This is a genomic window from Plantactinospora solaniradicis (genome assembly GCF_042658085.1).
Classification (GTDB): Bacteria; Actinomycetota; Actinomycetes; order Mycobacteriales; family Micromonosporaceae; genus Plantactinospora; species Plantactinospora solaniradicis.
On record NZ_JBHSPR010000006.1, the window covers coordinates 1 to 16851 of the forward strand.

Genomic DNA, 16851 nt, shown 5'->3' on the forward strand with positions numbered 1-16851 from the left:
GTGACCACCGCGAAGCGGTTCATCATCCCCTGGCACGACTCCATCGCCAAGCAGTAGACCCGCAGGGGGTTCAGGGGGCCGCGCCCCGCCCCAGCACATCGAATGATGCGCCCGGATCACGCTGCTGGTCCAGGTCCAACGCCGCTCGGTCAGGGCGGCGGTCGGCGTGTCAAGGGTCGGGGCTGATGATGTCGATGCACCGTCGTGTCCCATGGCCGTCTCCCTGATGTGTCCGGTGGTACGGCCGTGGCCCGACGGTGGCCGGGAAGGTCACCGTCGGGCGGTCCGGGTGGGGCGTGCCGGTGCGGGTCGAACGGCGGCGGTCAGGACATGAACACGTCGTCGACCAGGTAGTCGTCCCCGCTCGTGTCCGTACCGTTGCTGGCGAAGGTGTGCCCGGTCAGCGCGGTGGCCGTCGTGCTGACCGGCACGTTGCTGGCGACGGTGACGCCGTTCACCGAGATCGTGGCCGCCGACGTGGTGGCCGTCACCCGGATCGTGTGCCAGCGGCCCTCGGTGACCACGCCGGCCGCCGTCAGGGCGATCCACTGGCTGCCGTTGTAGCGGCGGATGCTGCCGTCCGCGGCGACCGCCAGGTGGTAGGCGTTCACCGTCGATCCGGCCGAGTTCCGGCCCAGCACGGGAAACAGGAACCCGAGCAGGCTGACCGGCTTGAGTCGGAATTCGAGTGTCTTACTGGCGGTCGCGGTCCCGTTCCAGGTGACCTGGGAGTGCGCGTCGGGGTTGGTGTCCACGATTCGCAGGGCCGAGGCGCTGTCGTTACCGGCCAGGTCGCTGCTGCGCTGGGTCGCCCAGCTCTGCACGATGTTGGTGTATCCACGGGGCCGGTTGTTCACCGGGTCGTTCTCGAACGAGTTGATCGACGAGTACAGCTCCAGTTCGTTGAGAAACGCACAGCTGGAGCCGAGCCCCGCGTCGCACCCGGTGGTCGCGTCGAGCTCCACCTTGACGTACCGGGCCGACACCGGGGCGGCCTGCGGGAAATACTCCATCGCGAGATGCGTACGGTTGGTCGCGGTGGCGATCGGCTGGCCCCAGGTCACCCCGTCGGTGGAGGCGTAGACGCGACCGCTGGCGGCGCGGCCGTTGCGCAGGCTCAGGCCGACCTTGGTGAGCGGGTACGCGCGGTCGAGGTTCAGGACGAAGGTGCCGGCACCGTCGGCGTGCACGGCGCTGGACCAGTACTCGGTGCTGCCGTCGAACGCGCCGTCGACCCGGGCGCGGGGGTGGCCGGCGACCGCAGTGGTCATCGTGCCACCGACGGTGATCGTGCCGGTCCGGTACTTGGTCGCCAGGTCGATCCGGCCGACGTCCGGGGTGAGCACGTCGATCCAGCGCCGCCACACGCGGGTCTGCTTGTCGACGGTGAAGTCCGTCTCGGCGGCGGTGACGCAGCCCCAGGTCATCTCGCAGTTGTCACCGATGACGATGGCGCGGTTGGCGGACAGGTATTCGATACCGCCGTAACCGGTGGAGCCGTGCGTGCGGACGCCGTCGGACGGGCAGTTGCGGTAGGTCAGTTGACCCACCCAGCCGGTGCCCTCGCCGTTGGTGGAGATGGCCACCCAGTTGTCCGGTCGTCCGCTGCGCAGGACCAGGATGCCGTTGGGCATCAGCTTCAGGTCCGGCGCGACAGCGAGCAGTGCCTTGCTGGTGTCGTCGTAGGGGTCGTAGCCGTTGGGGAACGAGACGCTCAGCGGCTGCGGCGCGGTCCAGGTGGCACCGTTGTTCGTGGAAGTCACGTAGACCGGGGTGGCCAGCGCCTCCGACACGTGGTGGCGGAACACGGCGATGAGCTTGCCGCTGGGCAGCGCGGCGATCGAGCCCTCGTTGTAGTCGTTGGTGGCGTTGCCGTTGGCCAGGATCGCCCGACGGGTGAACGTCCGACCGCCGTCGGCGCTGGCCTGCAGTTGCGCCCGGTCGTTGGTGCCGTCGGTGAACGTTCCGTAGAGGAGGACCAGGATCGTGCCGTCGGCCAGCTCGAGCGGCTGGCCGGTCAACCGGCTCCCGTTGGCGGTCGCCCCGAGTCCGAACGTCGCCGCCTGGGCCGTCCAGGTCACGCCGTCGTCGGTGGACCGGTAGGCCGTGTAGGTGGCGGTGGATCCGCTGGTGGCGCTGGGCTTGAAGCTGTAGCCGAGCACCGTGCCGTTTCGTAGCCGCGTGACGCCGACGACCGGCGGCGCCACGACCTGGTCCTCGGTGTAGGTGCCGGCGGGGAAGGTCGCGCCACCGTCGACCGAGACGACCTGCCCGCCGCGCGCGGGCGCGGACACGGAGTCCGGGTTGAGCCCGAACCGCCCCGCGAGCCGCCGCACCGCCGTGCCGCTCGCACCCGTGGTGTCCGTGGCGATCAGGTGCGGGAACGCGACCTGGGTGTTGCTCGGCGGATCCCAGACGGTACCGAACTCACTGGCGCCGCCGACGTTCAGCGCGTAGGCGTTGGCCGGCTGTCCGGACGGCCCGGCGGGCGTGCCGTTGACCTGCGTGCCACAGGTCGGGTCGTTGGTGGGCGCGGCCTGCGCGGGCCGGGCGCCGGGCGCGACCACTGCCGCCCCGGCGATGACGGCACCCGCCGCGACGAGTCCGACAGCCATGCGTGTGCGGTTAGCCATGACAGACCCCTCTGATCGATGGAGATCGATTGCGATCATATTGAGGATCATAGTGACGTGGAACGCCGTTCCACACTATCTGGCGTCGTGCCATTTACGTGAAGCTGTGCCGGCGCGCGATCGTCGGGCAGGCGACGGTTCGCCGCCCCGGGGGTGGACGGCGCCGCTACGTAGTCCCCCGACAGAACGGACGTTCTCGCGGCCTCTGGCGGGACCGCCAGGCCGAGGTGACCTCAGCGCAAGTAGTCGCGGCGTCCGGTGTAGACGCCGACAATGGCGGCCAGGTGCGGGTCGCTGGTGATGGTGAAGAAGCGGTTCGGGCGCAGCTCGACGCTGGACGGATTGGCCTGATCGGCGGTGGCCGGGCCGTGGACGGCGGCGTCGTAGATGAGAATGTCGCGCTGGGCGTCGATGTCGCGCTCCGGGTGCTGCAGCAGGCGACCGACAGTCGGACGGCCGGGACCGAACGTCCCGGACAGGTCACCGTAGGTCAGCAACAGGTCGCCGTTGTGCAGGACGAGCTGGTGGTGCGACGACGCGGGCAGGCCCGTCGACACCGGCGTCGTCCAGGCGCGACCGCCGTCGTACGACCGGGATACGTACGCGATGTTGATCGACGTGCGGATGACCGACAGGATCGAGCCGTCCCCCAGCAGGCTCAGGTTCGGCTCCTGGAAGTCGAACGTGTCGGCTCTGCCGATCACCGACTCGTTCTCCCTCGGCCAGGTGCGCCCGCCGTCCGTCGAGCGGACGACCGTCGCCGGTCCGGCGCCGCCCTCGGGGAGCCTGCCGTAGAGGGGGACGAGCAAATCACCGTTGCGCAGCTGCAGGATCGGGCCGTGGGTCGCGGCGTGGCCGGCGTAGTAGGCGCCGACGACCACATCGGACGGTCCCTCCATCGCGGTGCCGACCTCGCTTGGCGTGCTCCACGTGCCGCCCTGGTCGGTCGACCGCGTGACGAACGTGCCGACCAGCGTCACCGGCTTGCCCGGGTATCCGGTCCAGTCGGTGCGGAAGAAGTTCATCAGCACCGTGCCGTCGCGCATCTGCATCAGCTTCGGGTCGCGGTCGTCTATCGGGGTGTCGATCGCCACCAGCGGGGTGGTCCAGGTGCGACCCTGGTCCCGGCTCTGCGTGACCATGATGCGGCCGTCCTGGTCGATGTGGGCGACGGACTCCCGGTACGCGACCAGGAGTCGTCCGTCGCCGAGCTTGATCATGTCGCCAAAGAAGGCGCGCTTGCCGCTCTCGGCCGCTGCGACGACGACCGGGTTGGTGGGCGTACCGATCGGCGGCGGTTCGGCCGCGATCGCGGCGGTTGGTGTGGCGGCGAGAGCCATGGTCGAGGCGGCGAGGGCCGCAGTGGCGCGACGCAGGAGACAACGCACGAGAACCACTCCCATCGGGCGTACGGCGGGATTCGGCGGTCGGGCCGAAGCTATTCGGAACGGCATTCCATGTCAATGTCTCTTCGACACCGACATGAAATGACGTTTCAGATGAACTGGCTGCCGTACGGTGGGCCACCCGGATGCCGCACGGACCCGGGTGGTCGGGGGTTCGGGGCTAGCGGGCCAGGGTCTTGAGGACCTCGCGGGCGGCCTCGAGGGTCCGGTCGATCTCCTCCTCCGTGTGGGCTCCCGAGACGTGGTTCCGCTTCAGGGCCATCGGAAGCATCAGGAAGCCCCGGTCGGTCATGCCGCGGTGGAAGGCGACGTAGGCGGTGTTGTCGTTGCGGAGCAGGTCGCGGTAGCCAAGGGCCGGACCGGCCAGGAAGTAGACCGCGAACACGCCGCCGAAGCCGGCCACCGTGGCCTCGATGCCGAACTCGTCCAGGATGCCGCGCAGGCCGGTGCGCATCCGCTCGCCCAGCGCGTGCGTACGCGTGTAGAACTCCGGGTTTTCGGCCAGGTAGTCGATGGTGGCCAGTGCGGCGGCGCAGCCGAGTGCGTTGCCGTTGAAGGTGCCGGCCAGCAGGACGTCGCCGGTCTGGCCGTTGAAGTGCTCCATCAGGTCGCGCCGCCCGGCGAGGCCGCCGACCGGGAAGCCGTTGGCCATCCCCTTGCCGAAGGTGGTCAGGTCCGGCGTCACCCCGATCACCTGCTGGTAGCCGCCGAGCGCGTGCCGGAAGCCGGTGATCACCTCGTCGAAGATGAGCAGCGCACCCTGCTGCTCGGTGAGCTTGCGCAGGCCGTCGACGAACTCGGTGGTGGGCAGCAGCGCGCCGACGTTGTGCGGGATCGGCTCCAGGATGACGGCGGCGATCCGGTCGCGGTGCGCGTCGAACAGCGCCGCGACCGAGTCGAGGTCGTTGAACTCCGCGATCAGCGTGGCGTCGACCGCCTGGTCGAGGATGCCCTTGGAGAGTGGGTCCCGGCCGTACGCCTTGTCCGGCGCGGAGATCACGTTGCGGGCCACCGCGTCGTGCCAGCCGTGGAAACCACCCTGGAACTTGACGATCAGGTCCCGGTCGGTGACCGCGCGGGCCAGCCGAATCGCCTGCGCGGTAGCCTCCGAGCCGCTCATCGTGGCGATCATCGACTCGGCCGACGGGATGACCTCGACGATCCGCCGCGCCAGGCGCACCTCGGCCTCGGTGACGCCGATGCCGGTCAGGTCGACGCCGTCGAGCGCGGCGCGGATCGCGTCGTTGACCACCGGTGCATTGTGGCCGAGCAGGATCGCGCCGAACGCGGCGTGGTAGTCGAGGTAGCGGCGGCCGTCGGCGTCGGTCAGGTAGGCACCGTCGGCGGCGACGAACGCGTACGGCGCGCCGATGTAGCGGGTCGAGGAGTTGACGCCACCGGGGATGACAGCCGCGGCGGCGTCCGCGATCGCACGTCCCCGGGGGGACTCGGCAGGCAACGCGCGCGGGGAATCGGGGGACGACGGGGGGGTTGACATGAGCGACCTCGTATCCAGTTGGGCTGGCCGAGCCGACGCTAGAACAACCTCACCAACATGGCAAGGCGTTCCATGTTCGACGGTACGACCTTGACAGGGCCCCGTGCCGACCACAGGATGACCGGACATGAAACATCGTTCCGTGCCTGAGGAGGTCGCGCCGATGGATCGGACCGGCATCGTGCTGGTGGGCGCCGGCTTCATCGCCGACGCGCACAGCGGTGCGATCGACGGCGACCCCCGGGCCGAACTGGTCGGGATCGTCGACGCCGACCCCGGCCGGGCCGCGGCGTTCGCCCGCCGGCAGGGCGGCATTCGGCAGGCGACGGACCTCGAGACCGCGCTGGCCTGGCCGGGCGTGCACGCGGTCGTCCTCTGCACGCCCAACGACACCCATGCGCCGCTCGGGCTGCGGGTCGCCGCCGCCGGCAAGCACCTGCTGGTGGAGAAGCCACTGGCCACCACCGTCGCCGACGCGCACCGGCTGGCCGTCGCGTTCGAGGCGGCCGGTCTGGTGCTGGTCGCGGCGCACACGCACCGCTTCTACGACTACGGCCGGGCGGTCAAGCAGACCATCTCGTCCGGCGCGATCGGGCGCCCGGTGCTGGTCCGGCTGGCCATCCTCGGCGGCTGGATCTGGCCGGACTGGAGCGCCTGGGTCGGCGACCCGGCCCGGTCCGGCGGGCACGCCCTGCACAACGGCGTACACCTGCTGGACCTGGCCACCTGGTGGCTCGGCAGCGAACCGACCGGCGTCTACGCCCGCGGCCGCAAGCAGACCGCGGCGGAGCTGCGCATCTACGACTACCTGGAGATGGTGGTGAGCTACGCCGACGGCGCGACCGCGATCTGCGAGATGAGCCGGGCGCACCGGCCCGGCTCGCTGGCGCAGCGCGAGCTGCTGGTCGCCGGCACCGCCGGCATCGTCGAGCAGGGCTGGGACGGCGAGTCCTCGCTGGTCTTCGGTGAGGCCGGCACGGCTGGCCTGCCAGCCGCCGGCGGCGACGGGTTCGTCGCCCAGCTCGGTGCCTGGCTGGACGCGATCGGCGGCGCACCACCGGCGATGCCGGTCGCCGACGCGGTCCGCGCGGTGGCCCTCGGGGTCGCGGTCGAGGAGTCGATCGCGCTCGGCAGGCCCGTGGCGGTGGCCGCATGATCCGCGTCGCGCTGGTCGGCAACGGCGGCATCGGCAGCCAGGACCACCAGAACGTCATGTACCGGCCGGCTTTCGAGCGGCACCCGAAGTTCGAGCTGGTCGACGACCCGGACGAGGCCGAGGTGTTCAGCATCGCCGTACCGCTCGCGGAGCGTGGCGCGGCCGTCGCCGACGCCGTCCGGGCCGGCAGGCACGTGCTCGCCGACAAGCCGCTGGCCGCCACGCTGGCGGAGGCGGAGGAGATCGAGCGGCTCGCCGCCGAGTACGGCGTGGTCGTCGTGCCAGCACACCACCAGCGGTTCGGTGCCGCGCTCCGGTCGGCGATCGGCGCGGTGCGGGGCGGCCGGGTGGGGCTGCCGTGGAACGTGCAGTGCGACTTCGTGGTCGCCGGTGGCGAACCGGCGCCGACCGGGGAACTGGTCAACTTCGGGCTCTACCCGGTCGACGTGCTGCGTGCGCTGCTCGGCCTGGAGGTGCGCCGGGTGCACGCCACCGGCTCGCCGGACCTGGTCACCATGCTTCTCGAGCACGACCACGCAGTGACCAGCACGGTGGTCTGTGGCCGGGTGCCGGCGCTGCGTGACGTGCCGGCGGGCGGGCTCGCGGTGCACCGCTACCGGATCAGCGGCTCGCACGGCGTGCTCGCGGTCGACGCCCGCAAACCCGCCCTCCAGGTGCGTACCGCCGCAACCAGCGGCCTGGTGTGGACGGGGCCCGGCACGGTCGACGTGCTGCTCGACGTGCTGGCGGCGGGCATCGCCGCCGGACGGGCGGTGCTCGGCCCGCACGACGCGGTGCAGGCGCAACGCGTGATCGAGGCCGCGCAGCGGTCGATGGAAACCGGTCAGCCGGTCGAGACAGGGAAGTGAGCGACGATGCGACTCGTCACCTACAACCGGGCCGGCGAGGTCCGGCACGGCCGGCTGACCGAAGACGACCGGGTGGTCGAGTTCGGCGACGGTGACCTGGAAAATTACCTGACCGGCCGGACCGGCGACCCGGAGCGGCTGGAGGTCGCCCTGGCCGACGTCGAACTGCTCGCTCCGCTGCTGCGGCCGGGCAAGCTGCTGGCGGCGGCCGCGAACTACCAGGACCACGTCACCGAGACCGGCGGCGAGCCGCTGGACAGGTCGCGGCTGAGCCCGCGACTGTTCCTCAAACCTCCGACCTCGATCGTCGGTCCCGGCGCCACGATCCCGCTCCCGTCGGTCAGTACTGAGGTCGACTGGGAGGCCGAGTTGGCCGTGGTGATCGGCCGCCGGGTCCGTGACATCGCCGAATCCGACGCGCTCGACGCGGTCGCCGGCTACATGACCTCCAACGACGTCTCCGCCCGCACGGTCGACTACGGCTTCCCGCGCGACACCGACGACCGCGCGGTCTGGTTCTTCGACTGGCTGGCCGGCAAGTGGCTGGACGGCTTCGCGCCGCTCGGGCCCTGGCTGGTCACCGCCGACGAGGTGCCGGACCCGCAGGCACTTTCCATCCACCTCGACGTCAACGGGGTGACCAGGCAGGCGGGTTCCACGAAGGACATGATCTTCAGCGTGGCGGAGCTGGTCGCGCACGCATCACGACTGATGACCCTCGAGCCCGGTGACGTGATCCTCACCGGTACGCCGTCCGGCGTGGGCGCCGCGACGGGTGAATTCCTGACGGCCGGCGACGTGATGACCGTCGTCGTCGGCCAGCTGGGCCAACTCCGCAACACGGTGGCCTAGGCGCCACCACCCCACTGAGAGGTCCACCATGTTCAGAAACCGGATACGGACGGCGGTCGTCGGGCTGACCGTCGCCACGCTCGCGGTCGGCGGCTGCACCGGACCGTCGACCGATTCCAACGGCACCACGGGCACGGCCGCCGGCCAGGCCCTCAACATCTACCTCTACCAGGAGCCGGCCGGGGTGTTCAGCCCCATCGCGCCGGTCAACGGCCCCGACGGCCAGGTGATGTCCTTCATCTACGAGGGGCTGCTCGGCGTCGACCCCGACTACAAGCTGCAGCCTCGGCTGGCCGAGAGCTACCAGGTGTCGCCGGACGCCACGACCTTCACCTTCACACTCCGCCCCGGCCTGAAGTGGAGCGACGGCACGCCCTTCACGGCGAAGGACGTGCTCTTCACCTACAACCTGATGGCCAACCCGAAGACGACCAGCTCGACCGCCGGCAACTACACCGGGGTCGCCGGCGTCCCGGACTTCGCCTCCGGCAAGGCGTCCAGCATCTCCGGCTTCTCCGCACCCGACGACAGGACGTTCGTCATCAAGGCCGCGAAGCCGAACTTCGGGCTGCTCGCGCTGATCGGCACCGTGTGGATCCTGCCCGAGCACATCCTGGGCAAGGACGGACCGGAGGCGGTCTCCAAGAACCCCTTCTTCCGTAAGCCGACCGTCGGGATGGGTCCGTACACGTTCGTCGAGTACAAGACCAACCAGTACGTGCACATCACGGCGAACGCCAACTACCGGAACCAGGCGAAGGTCAAGGACGTCTATCTCAAGCCGATGACCTCCGACAACGCCACCGCGCAGCTCGGCAACGGCGGCATCGACATCGCGTCGTACTCGCCGAGCGACATCGAGACGGTGGCCGGCTTCGGCAACGTGGCCACGCAGGAGAAGCCGGGTGCCGGCTTCGTCCGGATCGCGCTCAACCAGTCGAAGCCGTACTTCAAGGACGTCCGGGTCCGCCAGGCGTTCCTGTACGCTCTCGACCGCAAGCAGATCGTGCAGACCGTGCTCGCGGGCAAGGCCGAGGTCCGGCTCTCGAACTTCGCCAAGGCCAACGAGCCGGCCGGACTCAACGAGTACGCCCAGGACGTCAACAAGGCCAAGCAGCTGCTGGCCGCGGCGGGCTGGGACGCCAACCGCGAGATCCAGCTCCAGTGGGTGCAGGGACAGCGGGACCGGGACGCCACGTCGACGATCGTGCAGAGCCAGCTCGCGGCCGTCGGCGTCAAGGTCAAGCTGGTCAACATCCAGGCTGCGGAGATCACCAAGACGTACACCGAGAAGTCGTACGACATGGTGCTCTACGGCGGCGGCAACTACGCGGTCGACTCGTCGACGATCAACGGCATCACCGCGTGCGCCAACGCCTACCCGGCCGGCGGAAACATCAACTTCTTCTGCAACGAGCAGTTGGACCAGTTGATGGCGCAGGCCAACTCGACCGCCGACGAGGCGCAGCGCAAGTCGCTCTACGAGCAGGCGGCGAAGCTGGAGAACGAGCAGGTCGACCTGATGTGGCTGTACTCGCCGTACGGGCTCTGGGCCGTCAACAAGCGGGTGCAGGGTTTCCGGGCCGCGGGCTCGCAGGACGCCATGTTCTGGGACCCGGCCAGCTGGAGCATCTCGGGCTGACCCACGCACACCGCGGTCGGGCCGGTCAACGGCGACCGGTCCGGCCGCGGTCCGCGGTGACTGAAAGGAGTGTGAGCGTTGGCCGCCTTCCTGGTCCGGCGACTGTCGATCAACGTGCTGGTGTTCTTCCTGATCACCATCGCGATCTTCGCGCTGGTACACAAGACGCCCGGCGACCCGATCGCCATGCAGATCCCGGCCGACCAGCTCAACTCCGGCAGCGCCGAGTTCATCGCGCAGAAGCGGGCCGAGCTGGGCCTCGACCAGTCGATCCCGGTGCAGTACTGGCACTGGCTCACCAACGCGCTGCAGGGCAACCTCGGCTACTCGCTGCTCAACGGTCGCCCGGTGACGGAGGTGCTGGGGGAGCGGATCGGTCCGACCATCGAGCTGATGGGCGTCGGCCTGCTCATCTCGCTGCTGATCGCGTTTCCGCTCGGCATCCTCGCGGCCCGTCGGCGCAACTCGTGGCTCGACTACGGCGCCACCGTGGTCAGCCTCGGCTCGGTCTCGATCCCGGTGTTCTTCGTGGCGTTGATCGTGATCTACGTGTTCACCCTGAAGTTCCAGTGGTTCCCGTCGTCGGGCATCTCCGACCCGACCAACCCGAGCCTGCTGAACACCCTGCACCACCTGGTCCTGCCGGCGCTGATCCTCGGCTTCGGCAACTCCGGCCCGTTCATGAGGTACGTGCGCAGCAGCATGATCACCGAGTTGAACGCGGACTACGTGCGCACCGCGAACGCCAAGGGCGCGACACCGCGCCGGGTGGTGCTGCGGCACGCGTTCCGCAACTCGCTGATCCCGGTGCTCACCGTGATCGCCACGAACCTGCCGCAGATGCTCGCCGGCGCGGTGGTCATCGAGCAGGTCTTCGCCTGGCCGGGCATGGGCCAGCTCGCGGTCAGCGCGGTCAACCAGCACGACTACTCGGTGATCGTCGGCTTCGCCCTGCTGATCGCGATCCTCGTACTGGTGTCGAACCTGCTCGCCGACGTGCTCTATACCGTCGTCGACCCGAGAGTGAGGCTGCGATGACCGCAACCACGGTGTCCGCGCCGGCCGGGCGCTCCCCGGCGGCGGCCGCCCTGCGCCGCTTCCGCAACTATCCCGCGGCCCTGGTCAGCGTCGTCTTCATCGCACTGGTCGTGCTGGCCGCGATCTTCGCGCGACCGCTCTCCGGGCACGACCCCAACGCGATCGACCTGCTCGCCGCCCGCTCCGGCCCGTCCGGCGAGCACCTGCTCGGCACCGACTCGACGGGCCGCGACGTGCTCTCCCGGCTGCTCTTCGCCGGCCGGGTCTCGCTCGGCGTCGGCATCGCCTCGGCTGCCATCGCGGTGGTCGTCGGCACCCTGCTCGGCGCGGTCGCCGGGCTGCTCGGCGGCTGGGTCGACGGGTTGGTGATGCGGCTGGCCGACGTGTTCCTGTCGTTCCCGACGCTGGTGGTGATCGTGGTGGTGGCCGGCGTCCTCGGCCCCAGCGTGCTGACCATGGTGATCGCGATCGGGCTCTTCCAGTGGCCGGTCTGCGGCCGGATCGTCCGCGGCGTCACGCTCTCGCTGCGCGAGCAGGAGTTCGTGCTGGCCTCCCGGGCGACCGGTGCCGGCCCACTGTGGCTGATCCGCAGGCACATCATCCCGGCCGCGCTGCCGCCGGTCAGCGTCGTCGCCACGCTCGCCGTGGCGCAGGCCATCGCCCTGGAGGCGACGCTCTCCTTCCTCGGCCTCGGCGTGCAACCGCCGGCGGCGAGCTGGGGCAACATGCTCACCGACGCACAGAGCCTGACGGTGATCCGCAGCGAGCCGTGGCTGTGGCTCTCGCCCGGCATCGCGGTGGCGTTGACCGTGCTGGCGGTCAACTTCATCGGCGACGGGCTGCGCGACGCGGTCGACCCGAGGTCGGCGTCATGAGGGCAGGACGGATGCCGGCAGCGGATCCCGTTGCCGGGGGAGGCGTCGACCAGGGGCCGTTGCTGCGCATCGACGGGTTGCGGGTGGACTTCCGGACCGATGACGGGGTGGTGCACGCGGTCACCGACGTCAGTCTGACGGTCGAGCGGGGCGAGATCGTCGCGATAGTCGGCGAGTCCGGGTCCGGCAAGACCGTGACCGCGATGTCCGTGCTCCGCCTGCTGCCGAAGGCCGCGGAGGTGGCCGCCAAGGCGATCACCTTCCGGGACACGGACCTGCGTACGCTCTCCGCCGCCGAACTCCGCAGGATCCGCGGCGGTCCGGTTGGGATGATCTTCCAGGACCCGATGACCGCGTTGAACCCGGTGATGTCGGTGGGCGCCCAGGTGGCCGAGGCGGTGTTGCTGCACCAGCGCCGGCCGGACCGGAAGGCCGCCCGGCAGCGGGCCGTCGAACTGCTCCGGCTGGTCGGCGTGCCCGACCCGGCGCAGCGGGTGAAGCAGTACCCACACGAGTTCTCCGGCGGCATGCGCCAGCGCGCGATGATCGCGATGGCGATCGCCAACAACCCGGACCTGATCATCGCGGACGAGCCGACCACCGCGCTCGACGTGACGATCCAGGCCCAGGTGCTCGCGCTGCTCAAGAAGGCACAGGCGGAGACCGGCGCGGCGACCATCCTGATCACCCACGACCTGGGCGTCGTCGCCGAGCTTGCCGACCGGGTGGTGGTGATGTACGCCGGCCGCGTGGTCGAGTCCGCCGGTGTGCGGGAGCTGTTCGCGATGCCCCGCCACCCGTACACGTTGGGTTTGCTGGCCAGCCTGCCCCGGATGGACGTCGACGTCGACCAGCTCGACCCCATCCCCGGCAACCCGCCGAACATGTCCGACCCGCCTGCCGGGTGTGCGTTCCATCCGCGCTGCCCGCTGGTCCGCGAGCGGTGTCGTACCGAGCGGCCGGCGTTGCTCCAGATCGGGGCCGGCCGCAGCAGCAGGTGCCACTTCCACGACGAACTGGCGGTGACGGCGTGACGAACCTGTTGAAGGTCGAGGGGCTGCGTAAGCACTTTCCGATCCGGCGCGGCGTGCTGCGCCGGCAGGTCGGCGAGATCCGTGCCGTCGACGGCGTCGACCTCGAGTTGGACGCCGGGGAGACGTTGGGCCTGGTCGGCGAGTCGGGCTGCGGCAAGTCGACCACCGGGCGGCTGCTGGTCCGGCTGCTCGAGCCGACCGCCGGCAGGATCCTCTTCGAGGGCACCGACCTGGCCACGCTGTCCCAGCGCGAGCTGCGGGCCAAGCGGCGGGCGATCCAGATCATGTTCCAGGACCCGTACGCCTCGCTGTCGCCGCGGATGACCGTGCACGAGATCGTCGCCGAGCCGCTGCGGGTGCAGGGCCGGTACGCCGAAGGGGGTGCCGACCGGGTCCGCGAGCTGCTGGAACTGGTCGGTCTGCGGCCGGAGCACTCTCGGCGGTACGCGCACGAGTTCTCCGGCGGGCAGCGGCAGCGCATCGGGTTGGCCCGGGCGCTCGCTCTCGATCCCCGGCTGCTCGTGCTCGACGAGCCGGTCAGCGCGCTCGACGTCTCGGTGCAGGCACAGGTGATCAATCAACTCCGCGGCCTGCAGGACCGGCTCGGCCTGGCGTACGTGTTCATCTCGCACAACCTCTCGGTGGTGCGGCACATCTCGCACCGGGTCGCCGTGATGTACCTGGGCTCAATCGTCGAGACCGGCAGCCGGGCCGACATCTTCACCGCGCCCACGCATCCGTACACGCAGGCGCTGCTCGCGGCGATCCCGGTACCGGATCCGACCGGCCGGGAGGAGCGGGAGCGGATCACCCTGACCGGAGACGTACCCAGTCCGAGCAACCCACCGACCGGTTGCGTGTTCCGGACCCGCTGCTGGAAGGCTCAGGATGCGTGCGCGCAGGAGACGCCCGCGCTGATCGACCGGATCGGCGTCGGGCATCCGAGCGCGTGCCACTTCCCGGAAGTCCCAGCCACCGTCGGCGGCGCGTAGGAGAGTCCACAATGCCGAGAGCACCCCGCACCTCCGTCGACGACGCCAAGCCGGCGTCGGCCAACTACCACGCCAACGCGCTCGCGCGCGGCCTCGCCCTGCTGGAGATGCTGGCCGCGGCACCGGAGCCGCTGACACTCACCGAGTTCAGCGAGGCGACCGCGCTGCCGAAGAGCACGCTGGTCCGGCTGTTGTCAGTACTGTCCGAGATGGAATACCTGGTACGGGTCGACGACCGTCCGTCGTACCGGCTCGGCCACAAGGTCCAGCGGCTGGCGGCCGCGTACGTGTCCACCCTCGACCTGACCGTGGTCGCCGAGCGCTACCTCCAGCCGGTCGCGGCCAGCACCGGGCAGACCGCCAACCTCGGCGTGCTCGACGGTGACCAGGTGCTGCACATCTGCGTCGCCGAGCCGGACCGGCCGCTGCGGTTCACCACCGCGCTCGGCGCCCGCGACCAGACCTATGCCACCGGTCTGGGCAAGGTGCTGCTCGCCGCGCTGCCGGACGAGCAGGTCGCCGCGATCATGCCGGCCGAGCCGTTCCCGGCGTTCACCGAGAACACCCTGGTCACCCTGGCCGAACTGCGCAAGGATCTTCGGCGGGTCGTCCGGCGCGGTTACGCGCTCGACGACAGCGAGCGCAGTGCGGGCCTGCGCTGCGTCGCGGTGCCGGTACGGGTCGACGGCGACTGCCTGGCCGCGGTGAGCGTCTCGGGGCCGGCGGGCGAGTTCGGCACGGCCCGGCAGCACGCGTACGTCGCCGCCCTGGGCGAGGTGGCCGGGGCGTTGACCGACGACCCGGACTTCGTGACGGCGCTGCGGATCGTGCACCGTTCCCTCCGGGTCGCCGGTCGCTCATGAGCCGCTCAGCCGACGTAGGCGATCGCCTCGACCTCGACGCGTACGTCGGGGTGGCCGAAGGCGACCACCACGGTGGTGCGGGCCGGCGGAGCCTCCGGGAAGCGGCGTCGGTAGATCTCGTTGAACGGCGCGAAGAGCGTCGCGTTGGACAGGAACGCGCCGATCTTGACGATCTGGTCGCGGCGCGCGCCCGCCGCGGCCAGCACCGCCTCGACGTTGTCCAGGGTGCTCTCCACCTCGCGGGCGAAGTCGCCGATGTAGACCTTGTTGTCGGCGCCGGTGGCGACCTGGCCGGATACGAAGACGAAACCGCCCGCCCTGGTGGCGTGGGACAGCGGTACGGCGGGCGCGGGGAACCCCTCGGGGTGGAACCTCTCGATCATCTGCACATGGAACCATATTTCATGTTGGCTGCCCATGTCTGGTGAACTGCTGCTGCACGGCGGACTCGTGCTGGACGGCTCCGGCGGACCCGGGGTCGAGGCCGACGTGCTGGTCCGGGCGGGGCGGGTCGCGGCGATCGGCACCGGCCTGTCCGCGCCGGTGGTGCGCGACGTCACCGGTCGGGTGGTCTGCCCGGGTTTCGTCGACATCCACACCCACTCCGACCTGACCCTGCTCTCCGACCCGCGCGGGCTGAGCAAGGTGCACCAGGGCGTCACCACCGAGGTGGTCGGCAACTGCGGGCTCGGCGTGACAGCGCTGGCGCCGGGCGCGCCGGTCGAGCCGATCCGGCAGGCGGTCGGCTATCTCGACCTCGACCCCGCGGTCGCCTGGTCCTGGCCGGACCTGGCGGGTTACCTCGCCGCGCTGGCCGGGGCCGGTCCCGGGGTCAACGTGGCCACCCTCGTCGGGCACCTCGCGCTGCACGCCACGGTGGTGGGCTTCGACGACCGACCGGCCGCGCCGGGCGAGATCGACACGATGTGCGGGCTGCTCGGCGAGGCGCTCGACGCGGGCGCGGTCGGGCTCTCCACCGGGCTGGTCTACGCGCCGCTGCCGTACGTACGGGACGTCGAACTGCTGGCGCTGGCGGCGGTGGTCGCCGGACGGGACCGGATCTTCACCTGGCACGTCCGCAACTACGACGACGACCTGCTCGACTCGGTCGGCCAGGCGGTCGAGATCGCCCGGGCGACCGGTGCCCGTACCCAGATCTCCCACCTGGCCGCCGTTGGCCGCCGCAACTGGGGCAGGGTCCGGCGCGCCCTCGACCTGGTCGACGCGGCCAACGCCGACGGCTGCGACGTCGGCGTCGACATCTACCCCTACCTGCACGGCAACGCGCCGCTCTCGCAACTGCTGCCGGCACACGTCCAGGAGGGCGGCCCGCAGGCGTGGGCGCCGCGGTTGCGCGATCCGGCCGTGCGGGCGGAGGTCCGCGCCGCCTGGGCGGACCGCCCGACCGGCTGGGACGAGTTGACGCTGAGCTGGACCATCCGGCCGGCGCCGGACCCCGTGGTCGGCCAGAGCATCGCCGACCTGGCCGCGCAGGCCGGCTCCGACGGGGTCGAGGTGGCCCTCGACCTGCTGGCCGAGTTGGGCAACGGCGTGCTGATGACGGCGGGCGGGCGCAGTGCGGACGATCTGCGCGCCGTGCTGTGCCACCCGGCCGCCGTGGTCGCCTCCGACGGCCTGGCGCTCGATCCGGACGGTGTGACCGGCGCCGGCGTGCCGCACCCGCGCAGCTACGGCACGTTTCCGCGCTATCTGCACCGGTACGCCACCGACCTGCCGGACGCGGTGCGGCGCTGCACGTCGGCAGCCGCCGCCCGGGTCGGGCTGCGCGACCGCGGGCTGCTGCGGCCGGGCGGGCCGGCCGACGTGGTGGTCTTCGACCCGGCCCGGCTGACCGACCGGGCCACCTTCACCGCGCCGCACCAGCTCGCCGCCGGCGTCGAACTGGTCCTGGTCAACGGCGTGGTCACGATCGACGGGGAAGCGCACACCGGCAGCCGGGCCGGACAGGTTCTCAGGGGCGGCACAGCGTGAA

Annotated in this window: 14 protein-coding genes; 10 read left to right on the forward strand and 4 right to left on the reverse strand. The window is 70.8% G+C overall.

Going from position 1 to position 16851, the window contains the following annotated elements; genetic code table 11:
• Positions 1 to 323: 323 nt before the first annotated feature.
• From ACFP2T_RS05590 to ACFP2T_RS05600, 3 genes are all read right to left on the reverse strand, one after another.
• Positions 324 to 2615 carry an exo-alpha-sialidase gene (locus tag ACFP2T_RS05590; RefSeq protein WP_377418040.1) on the reverse strand — a complete coding sequence of 764 codons (2292 nt, stop codon included), beginning with the start codon at positions 2613 to 2615 and terminating at the stop codon, positions 324 to 326.
• A gap of 251 nt (positions 2616 to 2866) precedes the next feature.
• Positions 2867 to 4036 carry a sialidase family protein gene (locus ACFP2T_RS05595; RefSeq protein WP_377418042.1) on the reverse strand — a complete coding sequence of 390 codons (1170 nt, stop codon included), beginning with the start codon at positions 4034 to 4036 and terminating at the stop codon, positions 2867 to 2869.
• Positions 4037 to 4199: 163 nt separating this feature from the next.
• A complete protein-coding gene (locus tag ACFP2T_RS05600) occupies positions 4200 to 5537 on the reverse strand; it encodes an aspartate aminotransferase family protein (protein WP_377418044.1) in 1338 nt (445 codons plus the stop codon).
• A 142-nt stretch (positions 5538 to 5679) separates the two neighbouring features.
• Between ACFP2T_RS05600 and ACFP2T_RS05605 the strand changes: the two genes are divergently transcribed.
• From ACFP2T_RS05605 to ACFP2T_RS05645, 9 genes are all read left to right on the forward strand, one after another.
• A complete protein-coding gene (locus ACFP2T_RS05605; protein WP_377418046.1) occupies positions 5680 to 6693 on the forward strand; it encodes a Gfo/Idh/MocA family protein in 1014 nt (337 codons plus the stop codon).
• Positions 6690 to 7562, forward strand: a complete 873-nt coding sequence (locus tag ACFP2T_RS05610; protein WP_377418048.1) for a Gfo/Idh/MocA family protein — start codon at positions 6690 to 6692, stop codon at positions 7560 to 7562. The genes ACFP2T_RS05605 and ACFP2T_RS05610 overlap by 4 nt, the downstream gene beginning before the upstream one ends.
• Before the next feature lie 6 nt (positions 7563 to 7568).
• Positions 7569 to 8414 carry a fumarylacetoacetate hydrolase family protein gene (locus tag ACFP2T_RS05615; protein WP_377418050.1) on the forward strand — a complete coding sequence of 282 codons (846 nt, stop codon included), beginning with the start codon at positions 7569 to 7571 and terminating at the stop codon, positions 8412 to 8414.
• Positions 8415 to 8442: 28 nt separating this feature from the next.
• A complete protein-coding gene (locus tag ACFP2T_RS05620) occupies positions 8443 to 10056 on the forward strand; it encodes an ABC transporter substrate-binding protein (protein ID WP_377418052.1) in 1614 nt (537 codons plus the stop codon).
• 78 nt (positions 10057 to 10134) lie between these two features.
• Positions 10135 to 11094 carry an ABC transporter permease gene (locus tag ACFP2T_RS05625; protein ID WP_377418054.1) on the forward strand — a complete coding sequence of 320 codons (960 nt, stop codon included), beginning with the start codon at positions 10135 to 10137 and terminating at the stop codon, positions 11092 to 11094.
• Entirely contained in the window at positions 11091 to 11969 is an 879-nt protein-coding gene (locus tag ACFP2T_RS05630; protein ID WP_377418056.1) for an ABC transporter permease, read from the forward strand. The genes ACFP2T_RS05625 and ACFP2T_RS05630 overlap by 4 nt, the downstream gene beginning before the upstream one ends.
• Positions 11966 to 13003, forward strand: a complete 1038-nt coding sequence (locus ACFP2T_RS05635; RefSeq protein WP_377418058.1) for an ABC transporter ATP-binding protein — start codon at positions 11966 to 11968, stop codon at positions 13001 to 13003. The genes ACFP2T_RS05630 and ACFP2T_RS05635 overlap by 4 nt, the downstream gene beginning before the upstream one ends.
• The gene (locus ACFP2T_RS05640; protein ID WP_377418060.1) at positions 13000 to 13995 is read left to right on the forward strand and encodes an ABC transporter ATP-binding protein; all 996 of its coding nucleotides are present in this window, start codon (positions 13000 to 13002) and stop codon (positions 13993 to 13995) included. Before ACFP2T_RS05635 ends, ACFP2T_RS05640 begins: the two co-directional genes overlap by 4 nt.
• An 11-nt stretch (positions 13996 to 14006) precedes the next feature.
• Positions 14007 to 14858, forward strand: coding sequence for an IclR family transcriptional regulator (locus tag ACFP2T_RS05645; protein ID WP_377418062.1), 852 nt, complete (start codon positions 14007 to 14009; stop codon positions 14856 to 14858).
• Between the two features lie 5 nt (positions 14859 to 14863).
• Here the strand turns inward: ACFP2T_RS05645 and ACFP2T_RS05650 are convergent, their stop codons facing one another.
• The gene (locus tag ACFP2T_RS05650) at positions 14864 to 15241 is read right to left on the reverse strand and encodes a RidA family protein (RefSeq protein WP_377418064.1); all 378 of its coding nucleotides are present in this window, start codon (positions 15239 to 15241) and stop codon (positions 14864 to 14866) included.
• A 34-nt stretch (positions 15242 to 15275) separates the two neighbouring features.
• Here ACFP2T_RS05650 and ACFP2T_RS05655 point away from each other — a divergent pair, with 34 nt between their 5' ends.
• Complete coding sequence (locus ACFP2T_RS05655; protein ID WP_377418066.1) at positions 15276 to 16850, forward strand: N-acyl-D-amino-acid deacylase family protein; 1575 nt, start codon at positions 15276 to 15278, stop codon at positions 16848 to 16850.
• The last annotated feature ends 1 nt before the right edge of the window (position 16851 follow it).

What these genes read in the sequence shown, in the direction of transcription:
- ACFP2T_RS05595 (WP_377418042.1), bottom strand. Translation starts at nt 4,036, where the DNA reads ATGGGAGTGGTTCTCGTGCGTTGTCTCCTGCGTCGCGCCACTGCGGCC.
- ACFP2T_RS05650 (WP_377418064.1), bottom strand. Translation starts at nt 15,241, where the DNA reads ATGATCGAGAGGTTCCACCCCGAGGGGTTCCCCGCGCCCGCCGTACCG.
- ACFP2T_RS05610 (WP_377418048.1), top strand. Translation starts at nt 6,690, where the DNA reads ATGATCCGCGTCGCGCTGGTCGGCAACGGCGGCATCGGCAGCCAGGAC.
- ACFP2T_RS05655 (WP_377418066.1), top strand. Translation starts at nt 15,276, where the DNA reads ATGTCTGGTGAACTGCTGCTGCACGGCGGACTCGTGCTGGACGGCTCC.
- ACFP2T_RS05600 (WP_377418044.1), bottom strand. Translation starts at nt 5,537, where the DNA reads ATGTCAACCCCCCCGTCGTCCCCCGATTCCCCGCGCGCGTTGCCTGCC.
- ACFP2T_RS05645 (WP_377418062.1), top strand. Translation starts at nt 14,007, where the DNA reads ATGCCGAGAGCACCCCGCACCTCCGTCGACGACGCCAAGCCGGCGTCG.
- ACFP2T_RS05615 (WP_377418050.1), top strand. Translation starts at nt 7,569, where the DNA reads ATGCGACTCGTCACCTACAACCGGGCCGGCGAGGTCCGGCACGGCCGG.
- ACFP2T_RS05635 (WP_377418058.1), top strand. Translation starts at nt 11,966, where the DNA reads ATGAGGGCAGGACGGATGCCGGCAGCGGATCCCGTTGCCGGGGGAGGC.
- ACFP2T_RS05590 (WP_377418040.1), bottom strand. Translation starts at nt 2,615, where the DNA reads ATGGCTGTCGGACTCGTCGCGGCGGGTGCCGTCATCGCCGGGGCGGCA.
- ACFP2T_RS05630 (WP_377418056.1), top strand. Translation starts at nt 11,091, where the DNA reads ATGACCGCAACCACGGTGTCCGCGCCGGCCGGGCGCTCCCCGGCGGCG.
- ACFP2T_RS05620 (WP_377418052.1), top strand. Translation starts at nt 8,443, where the DNA reads ATGTTCAGAAACCGGATACGGACGGCGGTCGTCGGGCTGACCGTCGCC.